General features: G+C 61.3%; 26 protein-coding genes. 15 read left to right on the forward strand and 11 right to left on the reverse strand.

Going from position 1 to position 23470, the window contains the following annotated elements:
• Positions 1-59: 59 nt before the first annotated feature.
• Positions 60-1955 (forward strand): ABC transporter ATP-binding protein, encoded by a 1896-nt coding sequence (locus Tel_01695; GenBank protein ID ALP51951.1) that lies wholly within the window; start codon positions 60-62, stop codon positions 1953-1955.
• A 5-nt stretch (positions 1956-1960) separates the two neighbouring features.
• Positions 1961-2737: a hypothetical protein gene (locus Tel_01700; GenBank protein ID ALP51952.1), complete on the forward strand. Its 777-nt coding sequence runs from the start codon at positions 1961-1963 to the stop codon at positions 2735-2737.
• On the opposite strand, the gene Tel_01705 is transcribed toward Tel_01700, so the two are convergent.
• From Tel_01705 to Tel_01715, 3 genes are all read right to left on the reverse strand, one after another.
• A complete protein-coding gene (locus tag Tel_01705) occupies positions 2732-3817 on the reverse strand; it encodes a hypothetical protein (GenBank protein ALP51953.1) in 1086 nt (361 codons plus the stop codon). The genes Tel_01700 and Tel_01705 overlap by 6 nt on opposite strands.
• 143 nt (positions 3818-3960) lie before the next feature.
• Positions 3961-5238 carry a pyridine nucleotide-disulfide oxidoreductase gene (locus Tel_01710; protein ID ALP51954.1) on the reverse strand — a complete coding sequence of 426 codons (1278 nt, stop codon included), beginning with the start codon at positions 5236-5238 and terminating at the stop codon, positions 3961-3963.
• Between the two features lie 378 nt (positions 5239-5616).
• Positions 5617-6087 carry a hypothetical protein gene (locus Tel_01715; protein ALP51955.1) on the reverse strand — a complete coding sequence of 157 codons (471 nt, stop codon included), beginning with the start codon at positions 6085-6087 and terminating at the stop codon, positions 5617-5619.
• 442 nt (positions 6088-6529) lie between these two features.
• Between Tel_01715 and Tel_01720 the strand changes: the two genes are divergently transcribed.
• Positions 6530-7846: a Fis family transcriptional regulator gene (locus Tel_01720; protein ID ALP51956.1), complete on the forward strand. Its 1317-nt coding sequence runs from the start codon at positions 6530-6532 to the stop codon at positions 7844-7846.
• A gap of 29 nt (positions 7847-7875) precedes the next feature.
• Positions 7876-8115, forward strand: a complete 240-nt coding sequence (locus Tel_01725) for a GTP-binding protein (GenBank protein ALP51957.1) — start codon at positions 7876-7878, stop codon at positions 8113-8115.
• Between the two features lie 6 nt (positions 8116-8121).
• Here the strand turns inward: Tel_01725 and Tel_01730 are convergent, their stop codons facing one another.
• Both Tel_01730 and Tel_01735 read right to left on the reverse strand, forming a co-directional pair.
• Positions 8122-8325 carry a hypothetical protein gene (locus Tel_01730; GenBank protein ALP51958.1) on the reverse strand — a complete coding sequence of 68 codons (204 nt, stop codon included), beginning with the start codon at positions 8323-8325 and terminating at the stop codon, positions 8122-8124.
• Between the two features lie 53 nt (positions 8326-8378).
• Positions 8379-9041 (reverse strand): ribose 5-phosphate isomerase, encoded by a 663-nt coding sequence (locus Tel_01735; protein ALP51959.1) that lies wholly within the window; start codon positions 9039-9041, stop codon positions 8379-8381.
• A gap of 101 nt (positions 9042-9142) precedes the next feature.
• Here Tel_01735 and Tel_01740 point away from each other — a divergent pair, with 101 nt between their 5' ends.
• The 3 genes from Tel_01740 (at position 9143) to Tel_01750 (ending at position 11969) form a co-directional block, all read left to right on the forward strand.
• Positions 9143-10654: a threonine dehydratase gene (locus tag Tel_01740; GenBank protein ID ALP51960.1), complete on the forward strand. Its 1512-nt coding sequence runs from the start codon at positions 9143-9145 to the stop codon at positions 10652-10654.
• A 25-nt stretch (positions 10655-10679) separates the two neighbouring features.
• The gene (locus Tel_01745) at positions 10680-10970 is read left to right on the forward strand and encodes a hypothetical protein (protein ALP51961.1); all 291 of its coding nucleotides are present in this window, start codon (positions 10680-10682) and stop codon (positions 10968-10970) included.
• Positions 10971-11063: 93 nt separating this feature from the next.
• Positions 11064-11969 (forward strand): hypothetical protein, encoded by a 906-nt coding sequence (locus tag Tel_01750; GenBank protein ALP51962.1) that lies wholly within the window; start codon positions 11064-11066, stop codon positions 11967-11969.
• A 3-nt stretch (positions 11970-11972) separates the two neighbouring features.
• Here the strand turns inward: Tel_01750 and Tel_01755 are convergent, their stop codons facing one another.
• Together Tel_01755 and Tel_01760 are read right to left on the reverse strand one after the other, a co-directional pair.
• A complete protein-coding gene (locus Tel_01755; protein ID ALP51963.1) occupies positions 11973-12431 on the reverse strand; it encodes an EVE domain-containing protein in 459 nt (152 codons plus the stop codon).
• 20 nt (positions 12432-12451) lie between these two features.
• On the reverse strand, positions 12452-13054 hold the full coding sequence (locus Tel_01760; protein ID ALP51964.1) for a hypothetical protein: 603 nt from the start codon (positions 13052-13054) through the stop codon (positions 12452-12454).
• A 563-nt stretch (positions 13055-13617) separates the two neighbouring features.
• Here Tel_01760 and Tel_01765 point away from each other — a divergent pair.
• Positions 13618-14031, forward strand: a complete 414-nt coding sequence (locus Tel_01765) for a hypothetical protein (GenBank protein ALP51965.1) — start codon at positions 13618-13620, stop codon at positions 14029-14031.
• Between the two features lie 212 nt (positions 14032-14243).
• Here the strand turns inward: Tel_01765 and Tel_01770 are convergent, their stop codons facing one another.
• Both Tel_01770 and Tel_01775 read right to left on the reverse strand, forming a co-directional pair.
• Positions 14244-14558 carry a Z-ring-associated protein ZapA gene (locus tag Tel_01770; protein ID ALP51966.1) on the reverse strand — a complete coding sequence of 105 codons (315 nt, stop codon included), beginning with the start codon at positions 14556-14558 and terminating at the stop codon, positions 14244-14246.
• Positions 14548-14784, reverse strand: a complete 237-nt coding sequence (locus tag Tel_01775; GenBank protein ID ALP51967.1) for a hypothetical protein — start codon at positions 14782-14784, stop codon at positions 14548-14550. Before Tel_01775 ends, Tel_01770 begins: the two co-directional genes overlap by 11 nt.
• 90 nt (positions 14785-14874) lie before the next feature.
• Between Tel_01775 and Tel_01780 the strand changes: the two genes are divergently transcribed.
• The 7 genes from Tel_01780 (at position 14875) to Tel_01810 (ending at position 22177) form a co-directional block, all read left to right on the forward strand.
• Positions 14875-15492: a hypothetical protein gene (locus tag Tel_01780; protein ID ALP51968.1), complete on the forward strand. Its 618-nt coding sequence runs from the start codon at positions 14875-14877 to the stop codon at positions 15490-15492.
• Positions 15492-16829, forward strand: coding sequence for a Xaa-Pro aminopeptidase (locus tag Tel_01785; protein ALP51969.1), 1338 nt, complete (start codon positions 15492-15494; stop codon positions 16827-16829). The genes Tel_01780 and Tel_01785 overlap by 1 nt, the downstream gene beginning before the upstream one ends.
• Entirely contained in the window at positions 16826-18082 is a 1257-nt protein-coding gene (locus Tel_01790) for a 2-octaprenyl-6-methoxyphenyl hydroxylase (GenBank protein ID ALP51970.1), read from the forward strand. Before Tel_01785 ends, Tel_01790 begins: the two co-directional genes overlap by 4 nt.
• Before the next feature lie 441 nt (positions 18083-18523).
• Positions 18524-19729, forward strand: coding sequence for a hypothetical protein (locus tag Tel_01795; protein ALP51971.1), 1206 nt, complete (start codon positions 18524-18526; stop codon positions 19727-19729).
• A gap of 50 nt (positions 19730-19779) precedes the next feature.
• A complete protein-coding gene (locus Tel_01800; GenBank protein ALP51972.1) occupies positions 19780-20181 on the forward strand; it encodes a hypothetical protein in 402 nt (133 codons plus the stop codon).
• Between the two features lie 74 nt (positions 20182-20255).
• A complete protein-coding gene (locus Tel_01805) occupies positions 20256-21674 on the forward strand; it encodes a hypothetical protein (protein ALP51973.1) in 1419 nt (472 codons plus the stop codon).
• Between the two features lie 71 nt (positions 21675-21745).
• Positions 21746-22177 carry a globin gene (locus Tel_01810; GenBank protein ALP51974.1) on the forward strand — a complete coding sequence of 144 codons (432 nt, stop codon included), beginning with the start codon at positions 21746-21748 and terminating at the stop codon, positions 22175-22177.
• Here the strand turns inward: Tel_01810 and Tel_01815 are convergent.
• A complete protein-coding gene (locus Tel_01815; protein ALP51975.1) occupies positions 22174-22821 on the reverse strand; it encodes a hypothetical protein in 648 nt (215 codons plus the stop codon). The genes Tel_01810 and Tel_01815 overlap by 4 nt on opposite strands.
• A gap of 139 nt (positions 22822-22960) precedes the next feature.
• On the reverse strand, positions 22961-23458 hold the full coding sequence (locus Tel_01820) for a hypothetical protein (GenBank protein ID ALP51976.1): 498 nt from the start codon (positions 23456-23458) through the stop codon (positions 22961-22963).
• Positions 23459-23470: the final 12 nt, after the last annotated feature.

Consider the following 23470-nt stretch of genomic DNA (forward strand, 5'->3'; position numbering starts at 1 on the left):
ACAGTTCAGTTGCACCCCGATTCCCAGTACCATAGGCCGCCTCAATTTCAGGAGTTTCCATGGCCTTAATCACCCTACGTAACGTTGTCGTCAGTTTCGGCGGTGCGCCGCTGTTGGACGGTGTCGATGTGCAAATCGAGCGCGGCGAGCGCGTCTGTCTGGTGGGGCGCAACGGCGCCGGCAAGTCCACTCTGATGCAGGTGCTGGCCGGGCTGATCACGCCCGACGACGGCCAGATCGAGCAGGAGCAGGGCCTGAAGGTGGCGCGCCTGACCCAGGAGGTGCCCCACGATATGCACGGCGCCATCTATGATGTGGTGGCCGCCGGGCTGGGCCAGCAGGGCGAGTTGTTGTCGCGCTATCACCAGGCGGTGCAGCGCCTGGCCACCGACCACTCCGATGCCGCCATGGCGGACCTCGAGCGGGTCCAGCACCGTCTGGAGGCGGCCGGTGGTTGGGAGATGAGCCAGCAGGTGGATACCACGCTGTCGCGCCTGCAATTGAATGCCGATGCCGAGTTCGCCGAGCTGTCCGGCGGCCTGAAGCGCCGCGTGTTGCTGGCCCGCGCCCTGGTGGACAACCCTGATCTGTTGCTGCTGGACGAACCCACCAACCATCTCGACATCGCGGCCATCAACTGGTTGGAGGAATTCTTTCTCAATTACCGCGGCACCCTGTTGTTCGTTACCCATGACCGCATGCTGTTGCAGAAACTGGCCACCCGCATCATCGATCTGGACCGCGGCCGCGTCACCTCCTGGCCCGGCGACTACGCCACCTATCTGCAGCGCAAGCAGGAGATGCTGGAGGCGGAAGAGACCGCCAACGCCCTGTTCGATAAAAAGCTGGCCCAGGAAGAGGTCTGGATCCGCCAGGGCATCAAGGCGCGCCGCACCCGCAACGAGGGCCGCGTGCGGGCATTGAAGGCCTTGCGCGACGCGCGCGCCCAGCGGCGCGAGCGCCAGGGCACGGCCAACATTCAGACCCAGGCGGCGGAGTCCTCGGGCAAGATCGTCATCGAGGTGGAGGGTGTGAGTCAGCGTTACGGCGAGCGGGACATCCTCAGGGGGTTCTCCACCACTATCCTGCGCGGCGACAAGATCGGCATCATCGGTCCCAACGGCGCCGGCAAGACCACGCTGCTGAAGATCCTGCTCGGCCAGCTGGAGCCCCAGCAGGGCAGGGTCAAGGTCGGCACCAAGCTGGAGGTGGCCTATTTCGATCAGCACCGCGCCCAGCTGGATCAGGACAAAACCGTCATCGACAACATCAGCGACGGCCGCTCTGAAGTCACCATCAACGGCAAACCGCGCCACATCATCAGCTATCTGCAGGATTTTCTCTTCGCCCCGGAACGTTCACGTCAGCCGGTGCGCTCACTCTCCGGCGGCGAGCGCAACCGCCTGCTGTTGGCCAAGCTGTTCACCAAGCCGGCTAACGTCTTGGTGCTGGACGAGCCCACCAATGATCTCGACGTCGAAACACTGGAACTGCTGGAAGAATTGTTGATCGATTATCAGGGCACCGTGCTGCTGGTGAGCCACGATCGTGAGTTTATCAACAACGTGGTCACCGGCACCCTGGTGTTTGAAGGCGACGGTGTGGTGAATGAATATGTGGGTGGCTACGACGATTGGCTGCGCCAGCGCAACTCCGATTTGCCCCAACCGGTCGCCCGCAAGGACAAACCGAAACAGGGCACCAAGCCGAAACCCAAACCGGCCAAAAAACTGAGCTACAAGGACCAACGCGAACTGGACCTGCTGCCGCAACAGATTGAAACCCTGGAGAACGAGTTGGTGCAGATCCAGCAATCACTGGCCGATCCCGATCTCTACCAGCAACAGCCTGACAAAGCGCATGAACTCGACGCGCGCATGAAAGCGCTGGAAGCGGAGCTAAGCCACTGTTACGCGCGCTGGGAAGCGCTTGAAGCCCTGCGGCAAGCTCTGTAATCGTCATGAATCGCCTGCAACGCTGGTGGCAACAGCGTTTCCTGCGCCGGCATCGTATCCCACTACACCTTTGGGAGCATTGCCTGGCGCAGTCGGAGTTATTGCAGCGTCTCGATCATAAGCAACGCCATCGGCTGCGTGAACTCGCCAGCCATTTTCTGCATGAGAAAGCGATTGTCGGCGCAGGCGAAATTGAGCTGACGGATGAGATGCGCGTGTGGATCGCCGCCCAGGCCTGTCTGTTGATTTTGAATCTCGACCTGGATTACTTCAGCGGCTGGCACGAGGTGATTGTCTATCCAGATGCCTTCGTCGCGCGTCACGAGCATCATGACGAGGCCGGTGTGGTACATGAGCTGGAACGTGAGTTGGAAGGCGAATCCTGGCAGCAGGGGCCGGTGATCCTGGCCTGGGCGGATGCCCGCCCCGGCGTCCGGCCATACGGTCACGGTTCCAACGTCATCCTGCATGAATTCGCCCATAAACTGGACATGCTCAACGGCGCGGCCAACGGCATGCCGCCCTTGCATGCACAGATGTCGCGCAGTGACTGGACCGATGCTTTGTCACAGGCATATGCGCATCTCTGTGCGCAATTGAATGCGGGCGGGCAGGTGGCCATCGACCCCTATGCCGGCGAAGATCCGGCCGAGTTTTTTGCCGTCATGAGCGAGACCTTTTTTGAACTGCCCCAGGTCTTGTTTGAGAGCTATCCCGAGGTGTACCGACAATTCGGGCTGTTTTATCGACAGGATCCGCTGCGGCGGCTATTGAACCTATAAACGATGCGCCTTGTTGAGATATTGCTCGCTGGCCATTTCCTGCAGGCGGCTGGCGGTGCGTTGAAAGGCGAAGCCGTGGCGTCGGCCGCTGTAGATGTCTGCGGGCTTGACTGCGGCGCTGATGATGGTCTTGACGCTGTGGTCGTAAAGGGCGTCAATGAGATGAATAAAACGTTGCGCGGCGTCGTCCTTGGCCTCGCTCAGTTGCGGCACGTCGCTGATGATGACGGCGTGATACGCGCGCGCGATCTCCAAATAATCGACCGATGAACGCGGTGTTTCGCACAGGGCGGCGAACTCGAACCAGGCCACGTCGTCGCTGACGGCAACGGTGTTGATTTCGCGTTGATTGATATTCAGTTTGGCCGCCATGGTGATGGTGTGGGGGGCGAGGGATTGGAATTGCTGTTGCAGCAGTTGGGTCACATCTTTGCCCGTGTTGATATGAAAGGTGCCGGTGCGTTCCAGTAATTCGCTGCGGTAATCCAAGTCGCCGTCCAGATGCAGCTCATCCGTGTAGTGTTTGATCAGTTCGATGGCGGGCAGGAAGCGTTCGCGTTGCAGGCCGTTTTTGTAGAGTTGGTCGGCCGGGACGTTGGACGTGGTGACCAGGGTGACATTGTTTTGGAACAGCGCCTTTAAGAATCCAGCCAGCAGCATGGCGTCGCCGATATCGTTGACGTGAAACTCATCCAGGCACAGCAAGCGGATGTTGGCGGCCAGCCGTTCGGCGATGACCTGCAACGGGTCGGGCGTCCTGGGCAGAGTCTTGAGTTCGGCGTGAATGCCCTGCATAAAGCGATGAAAATGGACGCGCTGTTTTTCGGTGAAGGGCACGGCCTCGTAGAAATGATCCATGAGATGCGTCTTGCCACGTCCCACGCCGCCCCAGATGTAGAGGCCGTGTACAGGTGCCGGGCTGCGCTTTAAGAGCCGGTCGATCAGGCCGGCCCGGGGCGGTTCCGTCACCAGGGCCTGATACAATTGTTGCAGCCGTGCGATAACCTTGCGCTGGGCCGGGTCAGCCCTAAAGCCGGGTTTTTCGAATTCAACTGGATTGTCAATTGCGGTCGCAGGCATCAATGCGGCGTGACGAGTTTATTTTTATAGTTATCGGCGCGGTCCATCAAAATATAATGCCTGATCCGGGCGGCGGACGGCTACGGCGCCACGGAAAAGACGGCACCCCGATGTGTCGGGGAGCCGCGCGTGGATGTCGCCAATTACTTTTCCCGCAGGCGCTCGATGCCCAGGGCCTTGAGGACATATTTTTCGTACAGCGGTTCCGATGAGCCGCGCTTCATTTTGCGCAGGAAATATTTTTCAAAGGCCACCTTAGCCACGTGCACCCATTTGCCTTTTTTCATCCAGTTGACATTGCGGGGCGGAATTTGCGGCAGGGCAACGAAGGCGGCGCCGGTGTCGCCCATATCGGCTAAACAGATGGCATTCCACGTGCCTTTGTGGCTGGGCTGCTTGCCGGATAGCTCTGCTTCGATGTTTTGCACAATGGCGCTGACCATGGACTCGATCATATAACCGGTCTTGGGTGTGCCGGTGGGCACCGGCGTGGCCTCCACCGGTGGAATGGCGATACATACACCGGCGGAATAGATGTTGGGAAACGTGGGGCTGCGTTGGTATTCGTCGACGATGACGAAGCCGCGCGGGTTGCACAGCCCTTCCACATTGGCCACCGCATCGACCCCCTTGAAGGCCGGCAGCACCATGGAGTAGTTGAATTCCAGTTCGTGTTCCTTGATCACCTCGCCCGCCTCGTTGTGTTCGGCGACAAACATCTTGCCCGCCGCCACCCTGGTGATCTTGGCGTTGGTAATCCACTTGATATGGCGGTTGCGCAGTTCCGATTCGATCATGCCCTTGGAGTCGCCCACCCCGCCCAGGCCCAGGTGACCGATGTAAGGCTCGGAGGTGACGTAGGTCATGGGTACCTTGTCGCGGATCTTGCGTTTGCGCAGGTCGGTGTCGAGGATGAAGGCGTATTCATAGGCCGGACCGAAACAGCTAGCCCCCTGGGCCGCGCCGATAATGACATGGCCGGGGTCCTGGGTAAATTTCTGGTAACCCGCCCAGGCCGCTTCGGCATGGTCCGAGGTGCACACCGAGTGGGTATGGCCGCCGTGGGGGCCCAGGCCTTCGATCTCTTCGAAGGCCAGCTTGGGGCCGGTGGTGATGAGCAGATAGTCGTAGTCGAGACTGTCGCCGTTGGCCAGTGCCAGGCGCTTGTTGGCGGCGTCGATTTTTTCCACCGCGCTGGCGATGAAGTCGATGCCTTTCTTCTCAAGATACGGGCGGATGGGAAAGGTGATGTCATCACGTGTGCGCCAGCCCACGGCCAGCCAGGGGTTGGAGGGGACGAACTGAAAATAGTCTACTGCGTTGACGACGGTAACCTTGTGCGCCTTGTCCAGCTTCTCGCGCATTTCATACGCCGCCGGCATGCCGCCGGTGCCTGCACCCATAATGACGATATGTGCCATGATCTTCTCCTCTGTTGACTACACCCTTGGCGACCAAAACCCGTTTGTTGTTATGCGGGGGCTTGTTCGGCTGTAGAGCATCTTATGCTTTTAACCACAGGGCATTGATGATGGCGACGGCGACCGTCAGGCCGCGTCCCGGTATCCGGTTGAAATACCACATACATCTCCCTCCCCACTCACTTAAGGTTTAGTACATTGAGCGGCATTTGCCAGCCGCAGTCGTGCCGCCCGCTTTGCCCCGCAAGCGATACGCGTTTTTTGTAGATTTGTTTGCCGCCATAACGCAGGCCCATCTCTTGATTATCATCAGCCACGATCTTGAGGCTCTACACTACGCTGTTCTCGGTCGCCGGTCTGTTTTTTGCGCCATGGACATCACATGCGCTCGAAGCGGTACTTAATGCTGACTGCACCGCGCAGATCGCCCTGCCGGTAACCGGTGGCGGCATCGAAGGGGTACTGCTGTTTCAGGATGGCGTGTACCGGCGCCGGAATCTGCCCTACCGGGCCGTGGCAGGTGAGGCAGCGCGCTTGTGTGCCGATCGCCTTCATGAAGCGAAAATAGCGACCGTTCGGCTCCGCCACGATCTCGGCGTGGCTCATTTCCTTAAACGACTCCCCGGCGGCGGCGCGCGCCTGAAACTGGGTCAACACCTGTTGTTCCCAGGCGTCGGGCATGCCCAACATGGGGTTGCGCACACGGGTGCCGACACGGGTTATGCGCCAGCCGTTTTGGCGTGACAGCTCGCCGGCGATGCTGGGCGCCACTGCGCTGCAGACCTTGATGGCCGCCACCGGCCCCTCTTGTTTCATGGTCTGTTGCAGGGTGCGGCCCAGGGTCTGCATGAAGGTTTGGGCGATGTGTGCCGCCTGCTCTGTTGGCTGCGCCGGTTCCGCCGCGCCGGCTGCGGCGCCGGCCAGTAGTGCGATCGCAGCAGCGCTGCGGATAGAGTGTTGTTTAGTTATCACCTGCCTCCGACAAATACTATAGATACGGGATGGGCCGGTGACGGCGGTTGAGACTTGATAATGAGGGATAAACCGTCGCCGACCGGCCCCGCAACCTCCTGTTGCATCCCTTGCTATCGCAATCTTGGTGCCAGGTTTGGCATCGGCGCCGTACGCGCCGGGCGCGGGGTTTAACGTATTGTTTTAATCGGGAATTGTGGCGGGCAGGCAAACGGCGCAGTGGGCTGCCAAGGCGGCGAGGGAATGAAAAAGGCACAATTGTGTGCCATATTTGACATACATTTGATAAGACGCATGCCATTAATGGCGGGCTCAAACCATGAACGACGCGCATCAACAACTCCCGGATATCGCCACCCTGCTGAACGGTTTTCAAGATCCCGCCGTGGTCATCGGCGCCGATTACCGCATCCTGGCGGCTAACCAGGCCTATCGTGACAAACACGGCGCCATCGGCGGCCCGGGGCGCCGCCACTGCTACGAGGTCTCGCACCGTTTTTCGCGCCCTTGCGACGAGGCGGGCGAGACCTGCCCGCTGCGCAACAGTCAAGCCTCCGGTCAGCCGCAACGGGTGCTGCATCTGCACTACACCGCCCGCGGCGAGGAGCACGTGGATGTGCAGACCCTGCCCTTGCGCGATGAGTCGGGTGAGCTGCGCTGGTTTCTGGAAATCATGCGAGCAAGCGAGGTGGCCGGTAACGGCCGCGACGGCGCCGGACTGGTGGGCCGCTCAGCGGCCTTCACCCGCATGCTGGCGCTGGTGGAGCGGGTCGCCTCCAGCGAGGCGGCGGTGCTGCTGCAGGGTGAATCGGGCAGCGGCAAGGAGCTGGTGGCCAAGGCCATCCACGCCGCCAGCGCGCACGCCGCCGGGCCGTTCGTGCCGGTGGAGTGTTCCGGGTTGACCGAGTCGCTGTTCGAGAGCGAGCTGTTCGGCCACGAGAAGGGTGCCTTTACCGGCGCCCAGCAGCGCAAGATCGGTCTGGTGGAGGCGGCCGCCGGCGGCACCCTGTTCCTCGACGAGGTGGGCGACATTCCCTTGCCGTTGCAGGTCAAGCTGCTGCGCCTGCTGGAGACCGCCAGCTACCGCCGCGTCGGCAGCGTCGAGCCACGCCAGGCGCAGTTTCGTCTGGTCTGCGCCACCCATCGCGACCTGAAACGGATGGTGGCAGCGGGCGCCTTTCGTCAGGATCTTTACTACCGCATCAACACCTTTCCCATCCCGCTGCCGCCGCTGCGCGAGCGCGGCGAGGATGTGGCGCTGTTGGCCGACATGTTGTTGCAGCGCAGCGGCGCTCAGACAGCCAAGCGGCTTCATGCCGATACCCTGGCCTGCCTGCGGCGTTATGATTTCCCCGGCAATGTGCGCGAACTGCGCAACATCCTGGAGCGCGCCACTCTGTTGGCCGATGGTGACATGATCCTGCCCGAGCACCTGCCACCGGAGTGTGTCACCGAGCCGTCGTCAGTGCCGCCGGGGTTTGCCGGTGAAGTCCAAGCGCTGGCCGAGGTGGAGCGGCGTTATTTGCAATGGGCAGTGGCCCGGCATCGTGGCGACAAGCGCAGCTTGGCGCGCCAACTCGGCCTGAGTGAGCGCACCTTTTACCGCAAGCTGAAACAGGTGCAGAATGGAGACTGAGGTTTATTAATGAACCAAAGGAAGAAAAAATGCCCATCGAAAAACATGACCTGATCCATGAACTGCCTGAATATCGCGACCGCATCCATGAACTGAAGGTGAGCAACGAGCGCTTCGCCCAGCTGTTCGACGAGTACCACGAGGTGGATCACGAGATTCATCGTATCGAGGAAAACATCGAAACCACGTCCGACGACTACCTGGAGGCGCGCAAAAAAGTACGCCTGGCACTCAAAGACGAGTTATTGGCGATGTTGAAAGGTGCGTAGGGCGCGTTATTTGCGCATGAAAAACCACAGGATCAGACTCAGCACGATGCTGACGATGATCGAGGTGGTGATGGGAAAGTAAAATTTGAAGTTTTCCTTCTCCACGGCGATATCGCCGGGCAGGCGGCCGAGGCCGGATTTCTGCAACAGCGGCCAGAGCACGCCGAGCACGATGAGCACAACACCGATGGTGATGAGAAGTTTCTGCATATTCACAATCGACAAAGCGGGAGCGGAAGGGTTCCGCCCCGCATGGCCCGACTTCAGGTGATGGTCTTCACGCCGTCGGCGGTGCCCAGCAGCAGCACATCGGCGGGACGTTTGGCGAACAGGCCGTTGGTGACCACGCCGACGATGTTGTTAAGGGTCTGCTCCATCTCTACCGGGTTCATGATCTTAAGGTGATGCACGTCGAGGATGATGTTGCCGTTGTCGGTGACGAAGCCGTCGCGGTAGACCGGCTCACCGCCCAGCTTGACCAGCTGGCGCGCCACATAGCTGCGCGCCATGGGGATCACCTCGATGGGCAGTGGGAACTTGCCCAGCACATCCACCCGCTTGGATTCGTCGGCGATGCAGACGAACTTCTCCGCCGCCGCGGCGACGATCTTCTCGCGCGTCAGGGCGCCGCCGCCGCCCTTGATCAGGTGCAGGAACTTGGTCGATTCGTCGGCGCCGTCCACGTAGAGCGGGATATTGCCGGCGCTGTTGAGGTCGATCACCTCGATGCCGTGGCCGCGCAGGCGTTCGGCGCTGGCCTCGGAGCTGGCGACGGTGGCGTCGATCTTGCCCTTCATTTTGGCCAGGCCGTCGATAAAATAATTGGCCGTCGAGCCGGTGCCGATACCGACGACCATGCCGGGCTCCACATATTCCAGCGCCGCCGCGGCGACCTGTCGCTTCATTTCGTCTTGTGATAAGGCCATGACTTACCCCCGTCTGTGTAGAAAAAGTTGATTCATGATACCGGCACTCCTGACATAAGTCACCGCTATGAAGTTACCTAAGAAGCTGCTAATTTAGCGCCATGCCACAGAAATATATCGAAAAAATCCTCCGGGCCCGGGTCTACGACGTGGCTCAGGAGACGCCGCTCGACCTGATGCCGCGGCTGTCGGCGCGTTTCGACAACCACATCCTGCTCAAGCGCGAAGACCTGCAACCGGTGTTTTCCTTCAAACTGCGCGGCGCCTATAACAAGATAGTGAATCTGCCGGACTCTGCACGTGCCCAGGGTGTGATCGCCGCGTCGGCCGGCAACCACGCCCAGGGCGTGGCGCTGGCGGCGCAGCGGCTCGGCATCAAGGCGGTGATCGTCATGCCCAAGACCACCCCCGCCATCAAGGTGGCGGCGGTGCGCGCCTTCGGCGCCCGCACGGTGCTGCACGGCGACGCCTATGACGATGCCTATCATCACGCCGTGGCACTGGCCGAGCAAGAAGGCATGAGCTTTGTTCATCCCTATGACGATCCCGATGTGATCGCCGGCCAGGGCACAGTCGGCATGGAAATCCTGCGTCAGCACCCCGGCGCGTTGGATGCGGTGTTCGTACCCGTGGGTGGCGGTGGGCTGATCGCCGGGGTGGCGGCCTTTATCAAATACGTCTATCCGCAGGTGAAAATAATCGGCGTGGAGCCGGAGGATGCCCCCTCCATGCACCAGGCATTAAAGCATCATCGCCGCGTCATCCTGGATCAGGTGGGCATCTTCGCCGACGGCGTAGCGGTGCGCCAGGCCGGCAAGGAGCCCTACCGCATCGCGCGCAAGTGCGTCGATGAGGTAATCCTGGTCAGTTCCGACGAGATCTGCGCCGCCATCAAGGATATCTTCGACGATACGCGCTCCATCGCCGAACCGGCGGGGGCGTTGGCGGTGGCCGGGGTCAAGAAGTACATTGAGCGAGAGGGCGCCACCGGCCAGACCCTGGTGGCCATCGACAGCGGCGCCAATATGAATTTCGACCGTCTGCGCCACGTCTCCGAGCGCGCTGAACTGGGCGAGCGTAACGAGGCCGTATTGGCGGTGACCATTCCGGAAAAGCCCGGCAGCTTCCGTCGTTTCTGCAACACCATCGGCAAGCGTGGCGTGACCGAATTCAATTACCGCTACGCCGATGACAGGGACGCCCATGTCTTCGTCGGCGTGCAGTTGGGCGGCAGCGAGGATGCCCGGGAAGAGCTCATCAAGCGTCTCACCGACAAGGGCTACCCCGTCATCGACATGAGCGATAACGAGATGGCCAAGCTGCACATCCGCCACATGGTCGGCGGGCGCGCCGAGGTCGGCAACGAGCTGCTGTACCGCTTCGAATTCCCGGAGCGCCCCGGCGCCCTGCTGGAGTTTCTCACCCAAATGGGTCAGGGTTGGAACATCAGCTTGTTTCACTACCGCAATCACGGCGCCGCCTATGGCCGGGTATTGGTGGGCATGCAGGTGCCCGACGGGGGTAAAAACCCGCTGCAGGCCTTTCTCGACGAGCTGGGCTATACCTATGTGGAAGAGACCGACAACCCGGCCTATAAACTCTTTCTGCGCTGATCGTACAAGTCGGGTTCTGGCAGCGGTGGTGTTGCTGCAGGCCGCGACGGCACACGCGGATAGCATGCGCTGCGGCAACCTGCTGGTGCTCAGTGGTGATCGTCAGGCGCGCGTGCTGGAGCGTTGCGGCGACCCCGACACCATCGAGAGCTCACAGCGTTTTCTCCGGCGCGATAGCCCGTTCAGCAAAGACAAGGTGATCCACGAGGTCAACACCGAGCGCTGGTATTACGATTTCGGCGGTGGCTCGCTGCCCAAGGTGCTGACCTTCGAAAACGGCATTTTGACCCGTATCGACATTGCCGCCGGACACTGACGCCGGGATCGTGTGCCGCTGAATTCGCTACAGTTGCGGCGGCCATGTGCCGATCATGTGCGTATCGGTGGGCGCACGAGCAGGCGAACCAGTATGTTGGATTTTTTCAAAAACAAAGACCGCGGAGGCGGCAAGGGTGACGATCGGGTGTTGGACGGTCGTATTGTTTGTCGGTTAATGCGCCATTTCCCCGTGGGCGCCAAAGTCAGCTATTACCCCGAGTATCGCCAAGAGCTGCTGCTCGATACCGTCATCATCGCCTATGCCATTAATGACGAGATTGTGTATTCCAGCAGTGATTTGAATTGCGATGATACCAGTGGCACGTTGACGTTCAGCGATCAGGGTAAGGCCCATAGCTTCAGGAAAATCACTGCCTTCAGGATCATCGTGCCGGTATTCAATCAGAGCGAGGTCAAGCTTGACTACGCCCGGCGCGAGGCCTTGCTCAAGACCGGCGGTCTGGTCAAGGGCAATACCATTACCCTGATGGGCGAGCATAAAGGCGGCCAGGTGCCGGTATTGGATACCGGGGTGATTAAACGCAGCATACTGAAAGAGGGCGTTTACGCCGGCCAGACGGTCGCCTTTCTCGAGGTGGACACCGACTCGCTGATGCTGTCCGATCAACGTGCCCACCTGCGGCTGCAGACCCATCTTCCCGCCACCATCCAAATCAGTCGCCGCGGCGAGACCGCCCTGATCAACGGCGTGATGGCCGATTTCTCCGATCGCTCCCTGCGTCTGATCGTAGATGCTGAATTCAGCGACGAGGTCCTGCCCAAAGAAAAAGACCGCGTGGTGGTGTCATTCAACATGCCGGGAAAATCTGAGCACGTCTCCTTGGTGGGTGATGTATTTCGCGTTGCAGAGCGTGCCCTGGTGGTAATGCTGACCGGCTGTGTGGAAAAAGGCCGGATCGTCGCCCTGGGCCAGATCGAGATACTCAAGATCAAGGCGAATCTACTGCAGCACAGCGGCACCAGCCTGTTCAGATAAAGGCTATTCCAGCCCGAGAATCAACGTCCACTCCTGTTTGCGCACGGGCATGATGGAGAGACGGTTGCCGCGCCGTACCAGCGCCATCTCCTCCAGCCCGGGTTGGTGCTTGAGTTCGGTCAAGGTGATGGTGCGCTTGAGCTTACGCTTGAACTTGATGTCAACCATGAACCAGCGAGGCGTTTCTTCGGTGCTCTTGGGGTCGTAGTATTTCGATTCCGGATTCCAGGCGGTGAAATCCGGATAGCCTTCCTTGACCACCTCGGCAATGCCGACGATGCCCGGTTCCTTGCAGTTGGAGTGATAGAAGAATACCTGGTCACCCTTTTTCATTTCGTCGCGCATCATGTTGCGCGCCTGATAATTGCGCACACCGTCCCAGTGTTCGGTTTTTTTGGGCATCGCCTTAAGATGATCGATGCCGAAGACGTCGGGCTCGGATTTCATCAGCCAGTAATTCATGTACAGCTCCGCATTTGTTTTTAGAGATTGAGCCGGCGCACATTGTAGACCGATTGCTCGGTGACGATGGCGTCCAGGGGGACATCCCAGGGTTGTTGTGGCAGTCGCTCGACTTTCTGAAATTCAAAGGCCACCCCCACCAGGCGCGGTTTGCGCCAATGACGGCGTCGATGCAGGAACTCCAGCGTACGATCATAATAGCCCTTGCCCATGCCCAGGCGATTGCCGTGACTGTCGAAGGCCACCAAGGGCATCAATACCAGATCGAGGCCATAGCTGCGCGTGGTCTCGTGCAGGGGGGTGACCGGCTCGCCGATGCCGAAGCGATTCGTCACCAATTCGTCCGCTGCGGCATAGGGCGCGAACCAGAGCTGGTTGATGTTGGGCCTGCCGATGACGGGTAGGTGCCAGCGTTTCTTGCGGCGCCAGGCCAGTTGCATCAGCGGCGTCAAATCCGGTTCGCCGTCATTGCTCAAAAAGCCGGCAATACGTAGGCTGTAGCAAAACAGATGGGTGTGGGCGACATTGGCGGCGATAGAGCGGCTGGCATCTTGCCGCTCCGCTTCGCTTAACTGCTGACGCCGAAGGCGAATCTGTTTGCGGATGGTGGCGCGCGAGCTCACGGTCGGTGGCGATGGCTTAGTCTGCTGCAGGAAAAATAAATGACATCCTCCGCCTGTGCCGTTGGGGCATTAGACCTTGAACCAAAGGTTCAAGTGGGAACTTGCGCGGATCATTAGGCTTTCCGTCGTGCGGACATGCACACAAATCCAACAGCCCCGTTCCCATGGGTTTGCATTAAGGCTCAAAGGTTACTTAGCCCGCTTACAAACACCGCAGAGGATGCCATCACCGATTATAGTAAAGCAAAACCGTTAGCAGCTCAAAGATTGTTCCGCCATGGAATAATTGAGGAAAACATCGACGCTGCCGGAATCTGGGATAAAATAACCCGTTTCGATCAAATGGAGTGAAGCGCCAGTGCGTAAATGGCCATCGCGCGGCAGGTTGTGGCTGGACGTTGTTATGGTATTGGCGCTGGTGGTACTGGCGGTGTTGCTGTACCGGCTGACACCGGCGCAGACCCAGTTGGCGCCCATATTCGACGATTTGGAATTGCTCGCCGCCGCGCCGGCACCGGCGTTTTATCGTGATCTCGAGTTTTATCGATGGTTGGAGCGCCGCGATGCTCAGGATTAGTGCGCTGAGCGCGCTGTTGCTGGTCGCCATGAGCGTGGCGGCACAAGCGCCCTTACCCTGGGAACGACTGAGCCCGGCGCAGCGGCAATTGTTGCAGCCCCATGCCGAGCGCTGGTCGTCTCTGGCCCCGGCCCAGCAGCTGCGCTTGTCTCGGGGGGCGGCACAATGGCTGGCCTTGACCCCCGCACAGCGCCACCGCGCGCAACGCCGTTTTCACGATTGGCAGTCCTTGCCCGCCGAGCGCAAACACCTCATCCGCCGGCAGTTCGAACGCTTCCAGCAGCTCCCCACCCGGGAGCGGGCCCGGCTGCTGGAGCGCGCCGCGTGGTTTCAAGGTCTGTCTGAGGCGCGGCAAAAGGCGTTGCGCCGGCAATGGCGGCAGCGTGATGACGCACCGTAATTTTCTAGCCCGGATTTTTCACCCTTGTTCGTAACGAGACGGTTCAAGGGTGCGGCATGGCGGATTTTATTCGACCGAGGCGCGCGCCGGGCATACTTGCCAGTCTGTCGAGCACGCCGACCGCGCAAAAGCCAGTCAGGAGGTGCCATTGAGCCGTGGCAGTAGAAGGGTGGTGGGAAGGAAATCCGGCTGGCGAACTCGGGGGCGGTGATTTAGATCTCGATCTGGCGCGCGCTGGAGAGCGCCGCCTCGATCTTGCTTTGTAGGTTCTTTACCCGGGCGCTGAGGGTGTTATCGATCTTGTCGCCCTGGCCCTGTTTCTGCATCAGTTCGTGGGTGATATTGAGGGCCGCCATGACGGCGATGTTGTCGCTGCCGGTGGTGCGGCCGCGGTCGCGGATCTCGCACATTTTCTCGTCCAGATAGGCAGCGCTTTGCAGCAGGGCCTCGCGTTCCTCCGGCGGGCAGGCGACGCGATATTCCTTGCCCAGGATAGTGAGCACCACCGGCTTGGGCTCATTGGCCATATTCTTGTTCCATATTCTTCAAGCGCATGATCATGGACTCAACCCGGGAGCGCGCCGCCTCGTTCTTTTTCATCAGGCTGGCGCGTTCCGACATCAGACTGCCGTGCTGCTCGCGCAGGGCCTGATTCTCGCTTTTCAGTTGATGGCATAGCTGGATCAGCTCATCGACCCGGAATTCGAGGGACTTGAGATCCTGCTCATGACTGCGTGATTGATCCTGACTCATAGTCCGCCAATATAGTGGGGTGCGGCCTTATGGTCAACGGCTGGGGAATGTTACTATTGCGACAATTTCCCGCGTAACGAGGACCCCGCCGTGACTGTTGTACCCCCCGCCTATGATGAAGTGGCCGCGTTGTTGTCGGCCTACGGCGATGCCTTCGGTGCCGCTGAATGTCACGGCATGCTCTGCGCCATGGCCAGTTGTCAGCCCGGGCTGGACGGTGACAGCTGGGCGCGGCGCATGTTGGGCGGCGAGGTGGAGGCCGTGCTTGAAGGTGAAATGTCCGGTGGCGCTGAAGTCGACAGCGCCGACCGGGAGGCGCTCAGCGCCTTGTACGACGACACGGTCAGGCAACTGGCCGATCCCGAGCTCGGCTTTCAACTGTTGTTGCCGGATGACGAGGTCTCGCTGCAACAGCGCACCGCCGCCCTGGCCAGCTGGTGTCAGGGCTATTTGTACGGCCTGAGTTTAGGCGGCATCAAGGACTTCCAGGGTTTTTCCGAACCGGTACAGGAGTTCGCCCGAGACCTGGCCGAGATCGCCCGTCTCAGCCACGACGAAGAGGACGATGCCGCCGCCGGCGAGAGCGCCTTTCTCGAAGTTTCCGAATATGTGCGCATGGGCGTGCTGATGTTGCGTGACGAGTTGCTCAACGAAGGCGGCGAGGGCCCCGAATCCCCCGGCGCCCCCGAAGACGTGGTGTTGCATTGATGCGCGCCGGTGAGTTCAGTAAACGCCGCCAGCGCCTGCTGGCCATGCTCGACGCGGACAGCATCGCCATTCTGCCCGCCGCGCCGGCGCGCACCCGCAGTCGTGATGTGGAACACCCGTATCGTCCCGACAGCGACTTCTATTATCTCAGCGGTTTCCCCGAGCCCGAGGCGATTGCGGTGCTGGTGCCCGGCCGCCGCCAGGGTCAGTTCATTCTGTTCTGCCGTGAACGCGATCCCGAGATGGAGACCTGGAACGGCCGCCGCGCCGGGCTGGCCGGGGCGGTGGAGCGCTACGGTGCCGACGACGCCTTTCCCATTGCCGACGTGGACGACATCCTGCCGGGCTTGATGGAGAATAAAGAACGGGTCTATTACTCCATGGGCACGCACCCCGAGTTGGATCAACGCATGATTGAATGGCTCAACCGGGTGCGCCAGAAGGCCCGCGCCGGCATCCACGCGCCGGGCGAGTTCATCTCCCTGGATCACCTGCTGCACGAAATGCGCCTGATCAAGAGTGCGGCCGAGATCCAGGCCATGAAAAAGGCGGCCAAGGTCTCCGCCGCCGCCCACTGCCGCGCTATGCAGGCATGCAGGCCGGGCATGATGGAGTACCAGCTCGAGGCCGAGCTGTTGCATCACTTCATGGTCAACGGCTGTCGCCACCCCGCCTATCCCGCCATCGTCGGCGGCGGTGAGAACGGCTGCATCCTGCATTACACCGAAAATGAATCCGAACTCAATGACGGTGACCTGCTGCTCATCGACGCCGGCGGCGAATACGACAACTACGCCGCCGACATCACCCGCACCTTCCCGGTCAACGGCACATTCACGGCGGCGCAAAAGGCCCTCTACGAAGTCGTGCTCAAGGCGCAATACGCCGCCATTGAACAAGTGCAACCGGGCAAGCACTGGAACGCACCGCACCTGGCGGCGGTGAAGGCCCTGACCAAAGGGCTGATCAAGCTCGGCATCCTCAAGGGCACGCCGGCCAAGCTGGTCAAGGAAGAGGCCTACCGCCGCTTCTACATGCACCGCACCGGCCACTGGCTGGGTATGGATGTGCACGACGTGGGCGACTACAAGGTGGACGGCCAATGGCGCGAACTGGAGCCGGGCATGGTGCTGACCGTCGAACCCGGCCTGTATATTCCCGCCGGCAGCAAAGGGGTGGCGAAAAAATGGTGGGGCATGGGTATCCGCATCGAAGACGATGTGCGCGTGACCCGCACCGGCCATGAGGTGCTGAGCTCGGGCGTTCCGAAAGAGGTGGACGCGATCGAGGCGTTGATGGCCGGTGAAACGCAGCGCCGCAGGCGACCGGTTGCATGAGCACGGATTACGACATCCTCGTCGTCGGCGGCGGCATGGTGGGTGCCACCATGGCCTATGCCCTGAGTCCCCTGCCGCTGCGCATCGGTGTCATCGAGGCGGTGCCGTTCAAATCGGACAGCCAGCCCAGTTACGACGACCGCGCCATCGCCCTGGCCTACGGCTCGGCCAAAATTATCGCGACCATGGGGCTGTGGGACAGGCTCGCCGACAGGGTCAGCCCCATCAAACAGATTCACGTCTCCGACCGCGGCCACTTCGGCGTGACGCGCCTCGACAGCGCGGCGGAGAAGGTGGAGGCGCTGGGCTATGTGGTGGAGAACCGTGTCGTCGGCGCCGTGTTGGCGCAGGCGCTGCCCAAGCTCGAGAATGTCGAGCTGATCTGCCCGGCCACCGTGACCCATGTGGATCTCATGGCGGACGGCGCGCATGTGAGCATCCACGGCGAGGACGGCGCACGGCAACTCAGCGCCAGACTGGTGATCGCCGCCGACGGCGGCAATTCGGTGGTGCGACAATTATTGCAGATTCCAACCCGCAGCTGGGACTACGGCCAGACCGCCGTCATCGCCAACATCACCCCGGCGCGCCATCATCAGGGCGTGGCCTATGAACGCTTTACCGACAGCGGCCCGGTGGCCCTGTTGCCCAATGCCGGCGCCGACGATCCCAAGCGTTGCAGTCTGGTGTGGACCGTGCGCAGCGGCGACGCAGAGCGCCTTCTGAATCTAAGCGCCGCTGACTTTCTCGCCGAGCTGCAGCAGCGTTTCGGTTACCGCCTCGGTGAACTGGAAAAGCTCGGCCGGCGCCATGCCTACCCTCTCAAACTGCTGCGCGCCAAACAGCAGGTGCGGCCGCGCCTGGCCTTGATCGGCAATGCCGCCCACACCCTGCACCCCATCGCCGGGCAGGGCTTCAATCTGGGACTGCGCGACGTTGCCGTGCTGGCCGACGTGCTGGCCGACGTGCTGGCTGAGGCCTGCGGCAAAGGCGAGGATGTGGGCGCGGCTGCCGTGATGCAGCGCTACGCCGACTGGCGCCGCTGGGATCATCGCAAGGTGATCGGCTTCACCGACACCCTGGCGCGCTTGTTCAGCAATCCCCTGGCGCCGGTGGCGCTGGCGCGCAACATCGGACTGTGCGCCGTGGATATCGTGCCGCCGCTGAAGCGCGCGCTGACGCGTCAGACCCTGGGGCTGGCGGGTAAGCTGCCACGCTTGGCGCTCGGTTTGCCGTTACAGAAAAACGAGTAACGCAATGGGCGGGGTTGCCTACCGCCCATACCGCCTGTATTTCACCCATGGTGAATCGTCTTGTGGTTCAGTGTGATGCGGAGCATGAGCCGATAGTCTTCGCGCACCGGCGCTCAGCCAAACCGGACGCGTTGGCCTGGCCCCGTACCGACAACCAACGCGCGTGCCGGTGAGGCGAATTTAATCCTGGCCTCTCACTCTTGCAGACGGGCTGACGTCGGGGCGCCCATGCGGGCTATTTGATCCCCTCCCCAGTCTGACTCGGCCCCGTTTCGCGCCCAAATTTTTCGTCCTTAGATGATGCCGCAGGTGTTCGTCGTCGTCTTCTTCGCCTAGGATAATTGACGGGGCTGACAGCGGCCTTGGCGCACGGCTGCGCGCCCCGGTCCAGGGGTGCGGGCATGTTATGATTCCGCCCCCAATCGAGGAGGTCCTAGCGGTATGTCAGAGCAATATGATGTGGTCATCGTCGGCGGCGGCATGGTGGGCCTGACCCTGGCCTGCGCCCTGGGCGGGTCGGCGCTGCGGGTCGCCGTGGTGGAGGCCGGTCTGCCCGCGCGCGACTGGCCGGAACACAGCATCGGCCTGCGCGTCTCGGCCATCACCCATGCCACGCGCCGGGTGTTCGGCGCCGTCGGCGCCTGGGAGGCGATGGTCGAACGCCGCGTCACCGCCTACGGCGAGATGCATGTCTGGGACGCCAGCGGTGACGGCGCGATCCACTTCGATGCCGCCGATGCGGGACAAGCCTCGCTGGGCTACATCCTCGAAAACCGCGTCATCCAGGCCGCCCTGTGGGCGCGCGCCGAGCAGTTCGACAATGTCGATCTGCTGTGCCCGGTGCGTTGGCAGCAGTGGCAGGATGCCGGAGAGCGTCTCCACATCAGTCTGGAGGACGGGCGCGAACTGGGCACCCGCCTGCTGGTGGGGGCCGACGGCGCGCGCTCGGCGGTGCGTGAACGGGCCGGTATCGAGACCCAGGGCTGGGGCTATGATCAGCACGCCCTGATGGCCATCGTCAAAACCGAGAAGCCTCATCTGCACACCTGTTGGCAGCGCTTTCTGCCCAACGGTCCGCTGGCCTTCCTGCCGCTGCATGATCATTACAGTTGTGTGGTGTGGTCGACGACGCCGGCGCAGGCCGCGCAACTGCTGGCCTTGGAGAAACAGGATTTCGCCCGCGAATTGGCCCAGGCCTTCGAGCAACGTCTCGGCGCCGTCACCGAGGTGCGTGATCGCGGTAAGTTTCCACTGCACCTGCAGCATGCCGTCGACTACGTCAAACAGCGGATTGCTCTTGTGGGCGATGCCGCCCACACCATCCATCCGCTGGCCGGCCAGGGGGTGAATCTGGGCGTGCTCGATGCCGCGTCCCTGGCGGAGACCGTGCTCAGTACCCAGGCCACCCGTCGCGACATCGGCGCGCTGCATAACCTGCGCGCCTACGAGCGCTGGCGCAAGGGGCAGAATGTCACCATGATGCTGTCCATGGACGCCTTCAAACGCCTCTTCGGCGCGCACATGGAGCCGGTCAAATGGGCGCGCAATATCGGCCTCAGTGCCACTCACAATCTGCCGCCGGTGAAGCGCTTTTTCATGGATTACGCCATGGGCAACCGGGGTGACCTGCCCAAGCTGGCGAGCTGAGCGCGGCACGCCGATTATCCTGCTCTATGAGTTTCCCCCTGCCGCGACGGATGCTCGTGCTGATGCTGGCATTGGCCGCGGTCCCTGTCCTTGCCGACGGCGCCCGCAGTCCGGAGGCCTTGGCCATGGCCTTTGTCCAGGCATTTCGCGCCGGTGATATCGACGCCCTGATGAGCTTGCACTCCCATGATGACGTTCACGACCTGCCGCGCGTGCGCGGCGCCTGGCGCAGCCTGCTGCGCGATTACCGGCTGGCCGGTTACCGTGTCGCCGATCTCAGCGGTGCCGAGCGGGCGCGTTTGGCCGAAGGTCAAAGAAATCCCACCCTATTGCCGATAAGGAAGTTGGTAGCACAACTGAACGCCGCGCACAGCGGTGAGCAGCGGGTGCTGGAACGCTATATCGGTGCCGAAAACGGCCGTTTTTATTTTGTCACACCTGATGCCCGGTGAGATTCAGCCGCCGGTCTAGGCCTTGTCCAAGGCGGCATCGGGCGCGATGACCGCAACACTGGCAAGGGGACGGGATGGACGCTTTTCTCTCGGGCAAAAAAATCAGCATCTTGGCGATGATGATGGTATGCGCACTGGCGGCATGCTCAGGGGTGAATAAAGCGCCGCGCATGATGTCGGCGCAGGCGTATTACCAACAGGGACTGCAACAGCTGGCGCAGGTCGATACCGCCGCGGCCGCCCAGACCCTTGAGGAATTGAACATCAACTATCCCTTTCACGCCGAAACGGGCGAGTTGAATGTGCGCTTGATCAAGGGCTATTACGAGGCCGGTCAGGCCGATGCGGCGATCGAGCAGGCCGACCGTTTTATCGCCATGTACCCCACACATAAAGACATTGCCTACGTCCACTATCTGGCCGGCATGGCGAACTACGCGCGCGGCCGGCGCGACATCTCTATGGATGTGACCACCAGTGACCCCGGCTATGCCAAGGCTGCTCTGGCGCGGTTTCGTACCCTGGTGGAATGCTGCGACAACACCGAGCACGCCTTCAATGCCAAACAGTACATCTATCACCTGGAGAGCATGATCTCCCTGTACGAACTGCGCTACATGGAGTGGGATTACGATGCTGGTCGAATCGATGCCGCCGCCCAGCGCGGTATCAGTCTGCTGGTCAGTTATCCCAATAGCATCGCTGCCAAGCGCGCCCGCATGATGCTGGAAAGCGACAACTTTCGCGCCTACCGTGCCGGGATCAACCAGGCCATTCGCGAGGCCCATCCCGTCGTGCCGGTGGCGGAAATGGCCCCCGTCGAAGCACCTGCGCCGCGCTTCACCATCCATGTCGCCAGCGACAACAGGCTTGCCGACCTGGAGCACAGGGTGACGAAGATGGGACTGGCGGGTGAGGTTGACTATTACCGTCATGAAGAAGGCAGCGAGGTCTATTACATTGCCGGCTTCGGCACATATGCCGCGCGCGAGGAGGCGAAGGCGGATCGCTTGCGCGTGCGGGTGCGCACCGAGGTGCCCGACATGTGGGTGCGCAGTCTGGATAACAGCCGGCTGGTGGAAGACGTGGCTGCGGTAAAACAAGCCGAGACACGCGCGCGCGCCAATCGGCCAAGCCCGAGCTTCACCCCGGTCGCCCTGAGCTCGGTGGCGAAAACGCAAACGCCGGCGCCCAAGCGCCAGGACAAAGCGGAGCCCAAACCAGTCGTGGCAGAGAGTTTTTATGCCGTCCAAATGATGAGCTACAGCGCGGCGGAGCCTCTGAAAAAGGCCGTTCAGTCGCTGGAGCTGGATGACGATGTAGGCTTGTATAGTCACGTCGTGAAGGGCGAGACCTACTTCATCGCCCTGTACGGCCATTACCCCGACTGGTCGGCCGGAAAGGAAGGCCTGGCGGACCTGGAGCGGCGTACCGGTAAATCAGGTTATTGGCTGCGCAAGATCGACGGCAGCAAGGTGCGGCCGGTCGAATAGTCGCGCCGTTGCGCCCTGACGCCGCCATGTTGGCCTATGCTAGATAGGTGATGGCGTAGTTGAGGTGCGGCATGGCGGAGAACCCGACTCTATTCGCGGCCCTGGGCGGCTTGCCGACCCTGCAGCGGGTGCATAAGACCTTCTACGACAAGGTCTATGCACACCCCTGGCTGGGTCGGTTTTTTGAGGGCCATAATCAAGCCTCGATCGAGGCGCGTCAGACCCAGTTCATGGCTGAAAAGATGGGCGGCGACACACCCTATTCCGGCAAGGACATGCGCATGGCCCACCGCCAGATGTATATCACCCCGGAACTATTCGAGCTGCGCCACCAGCTGTTGCGCCAAGCGATCCAAGAGGCAGGCGTGCCGCATGACCTGGCGCGGCGCTGGCTTAAGATCGATGCCGCCTTTTATCGCCACATCGTCAAGGGCTCCATCGAATCCTTCTACGCCTATACCTGGACGTATGAAACGCGGCTGATCGTGCCCAAGCCGCGTTAGATGGCGGGCAATGCATGCGGGTCTCTCACCCGAAACCAGCCGGCGATGCTGTAGCGATCGCGTTGGGTGATGGCGACCTGGTGGGGAATGGCCTCGCTGGTAAAGCACACCAGAGTGCCGCCCAGCGGCGCCACCGCGGCGATGACCTTGTCCTGAGCGAAAATCTGCAGCTCGCCGCCGTCCTGTTCACGCCAATCAGGATTGAGATAGGCGACGAGGCTGATGCGCCGCAGGTTATTGTTCTGGAAACTGTCGAGGTGTTTCTGGTAACCGGTGCCGGGCGGGTAATGGGCGAAGTGGGCCTCCAGCTCGGTGAGGCCGAGAAACAACTGCCGGTTGATGTCGTGCTGCAGTTGCGCCATTTGGTCAAGAAAGTCGTGCTCAGCGGCGCTGGCGCCGCTGAGCCAGTGAATGGCATCGCCGCGAATGCTGCGCCGCCGGGTGCGTTGGGCATCCTTGCCGATATGGGCGGCGCGCAATCGATCCTGCTCTGCCAACGCCAGCAACGCCTGCTGCAGGGACGTGACCAGTTGAATATCCAGATAGTGAGGATTGACGCTGTAGCCCTGTTGCACCAGGTCCTCAATGATTTTCTGGCGCTTTAATTGAGCTGAGAGCTCGTCGGGGAGCTGAAGGTTTTCCATTTAGGCGGTGCCGGCACAGCCGCGGGCTGCGGTGCCGAAATTATCCTCGAAAATGGAAACCTGTCCAGCGTTTTTGGCGGCACTGCCCGGACGCGCGCGAAGACAGGCCTGCTGCCGCGATCCCGATGGGATATGCGGGCTAGGCCTGATCCGGGATGAATTTCAGCGCCAGGCCGTTGTTGCAATAACGCTTGCCGGTAGGCTCGGGGCCGTCATTGAATACATGGCCCTGGTGACCGCCGCAACGGGCGCAGTGGTATTCGGTGCGCGGCAGAAACAGGCCGAAATCCAGTTTGGTCCCCACGGCATTGGGCAAGGTCTTGAAAAAGCTGGGCCAGCCGGTGCCGCTGTCGTATTTCATCGCGGCGGTGAACAGGGGGAGTTCGCAGCCGGCGCAGACATAAGTGCCCTCGCGTTTTTCATTGTTGAGCGGACTGCTGTAGGCGGGCTCGGTGCCTTCCTCACGCAGGATACGGAATTGCGCCGGGGTCAGACGTTGGCGCCACTGCGCGTCCGAGAGCTCCAGTTTTTCGATGCGGTGGTTCTGCATCGACATCGCGTCGTCCCGGGCGCGTACCGTTAACACGGGGCTTGCGGCCAGCGCCACGGTAGCCAGAAGGAATTTGCGTCGGTTCATGTCTCTGTCCTG

Source organism: Candidatus Tenderia electrophaga, assembly GCA_001447805.1.
Classification (GTDB): Bacteria; Pseudomonadota; Gammaproteobacteria; order Tenderiales; family Tenderiaceae; genus Tenderia; species Tenderia electrophaga.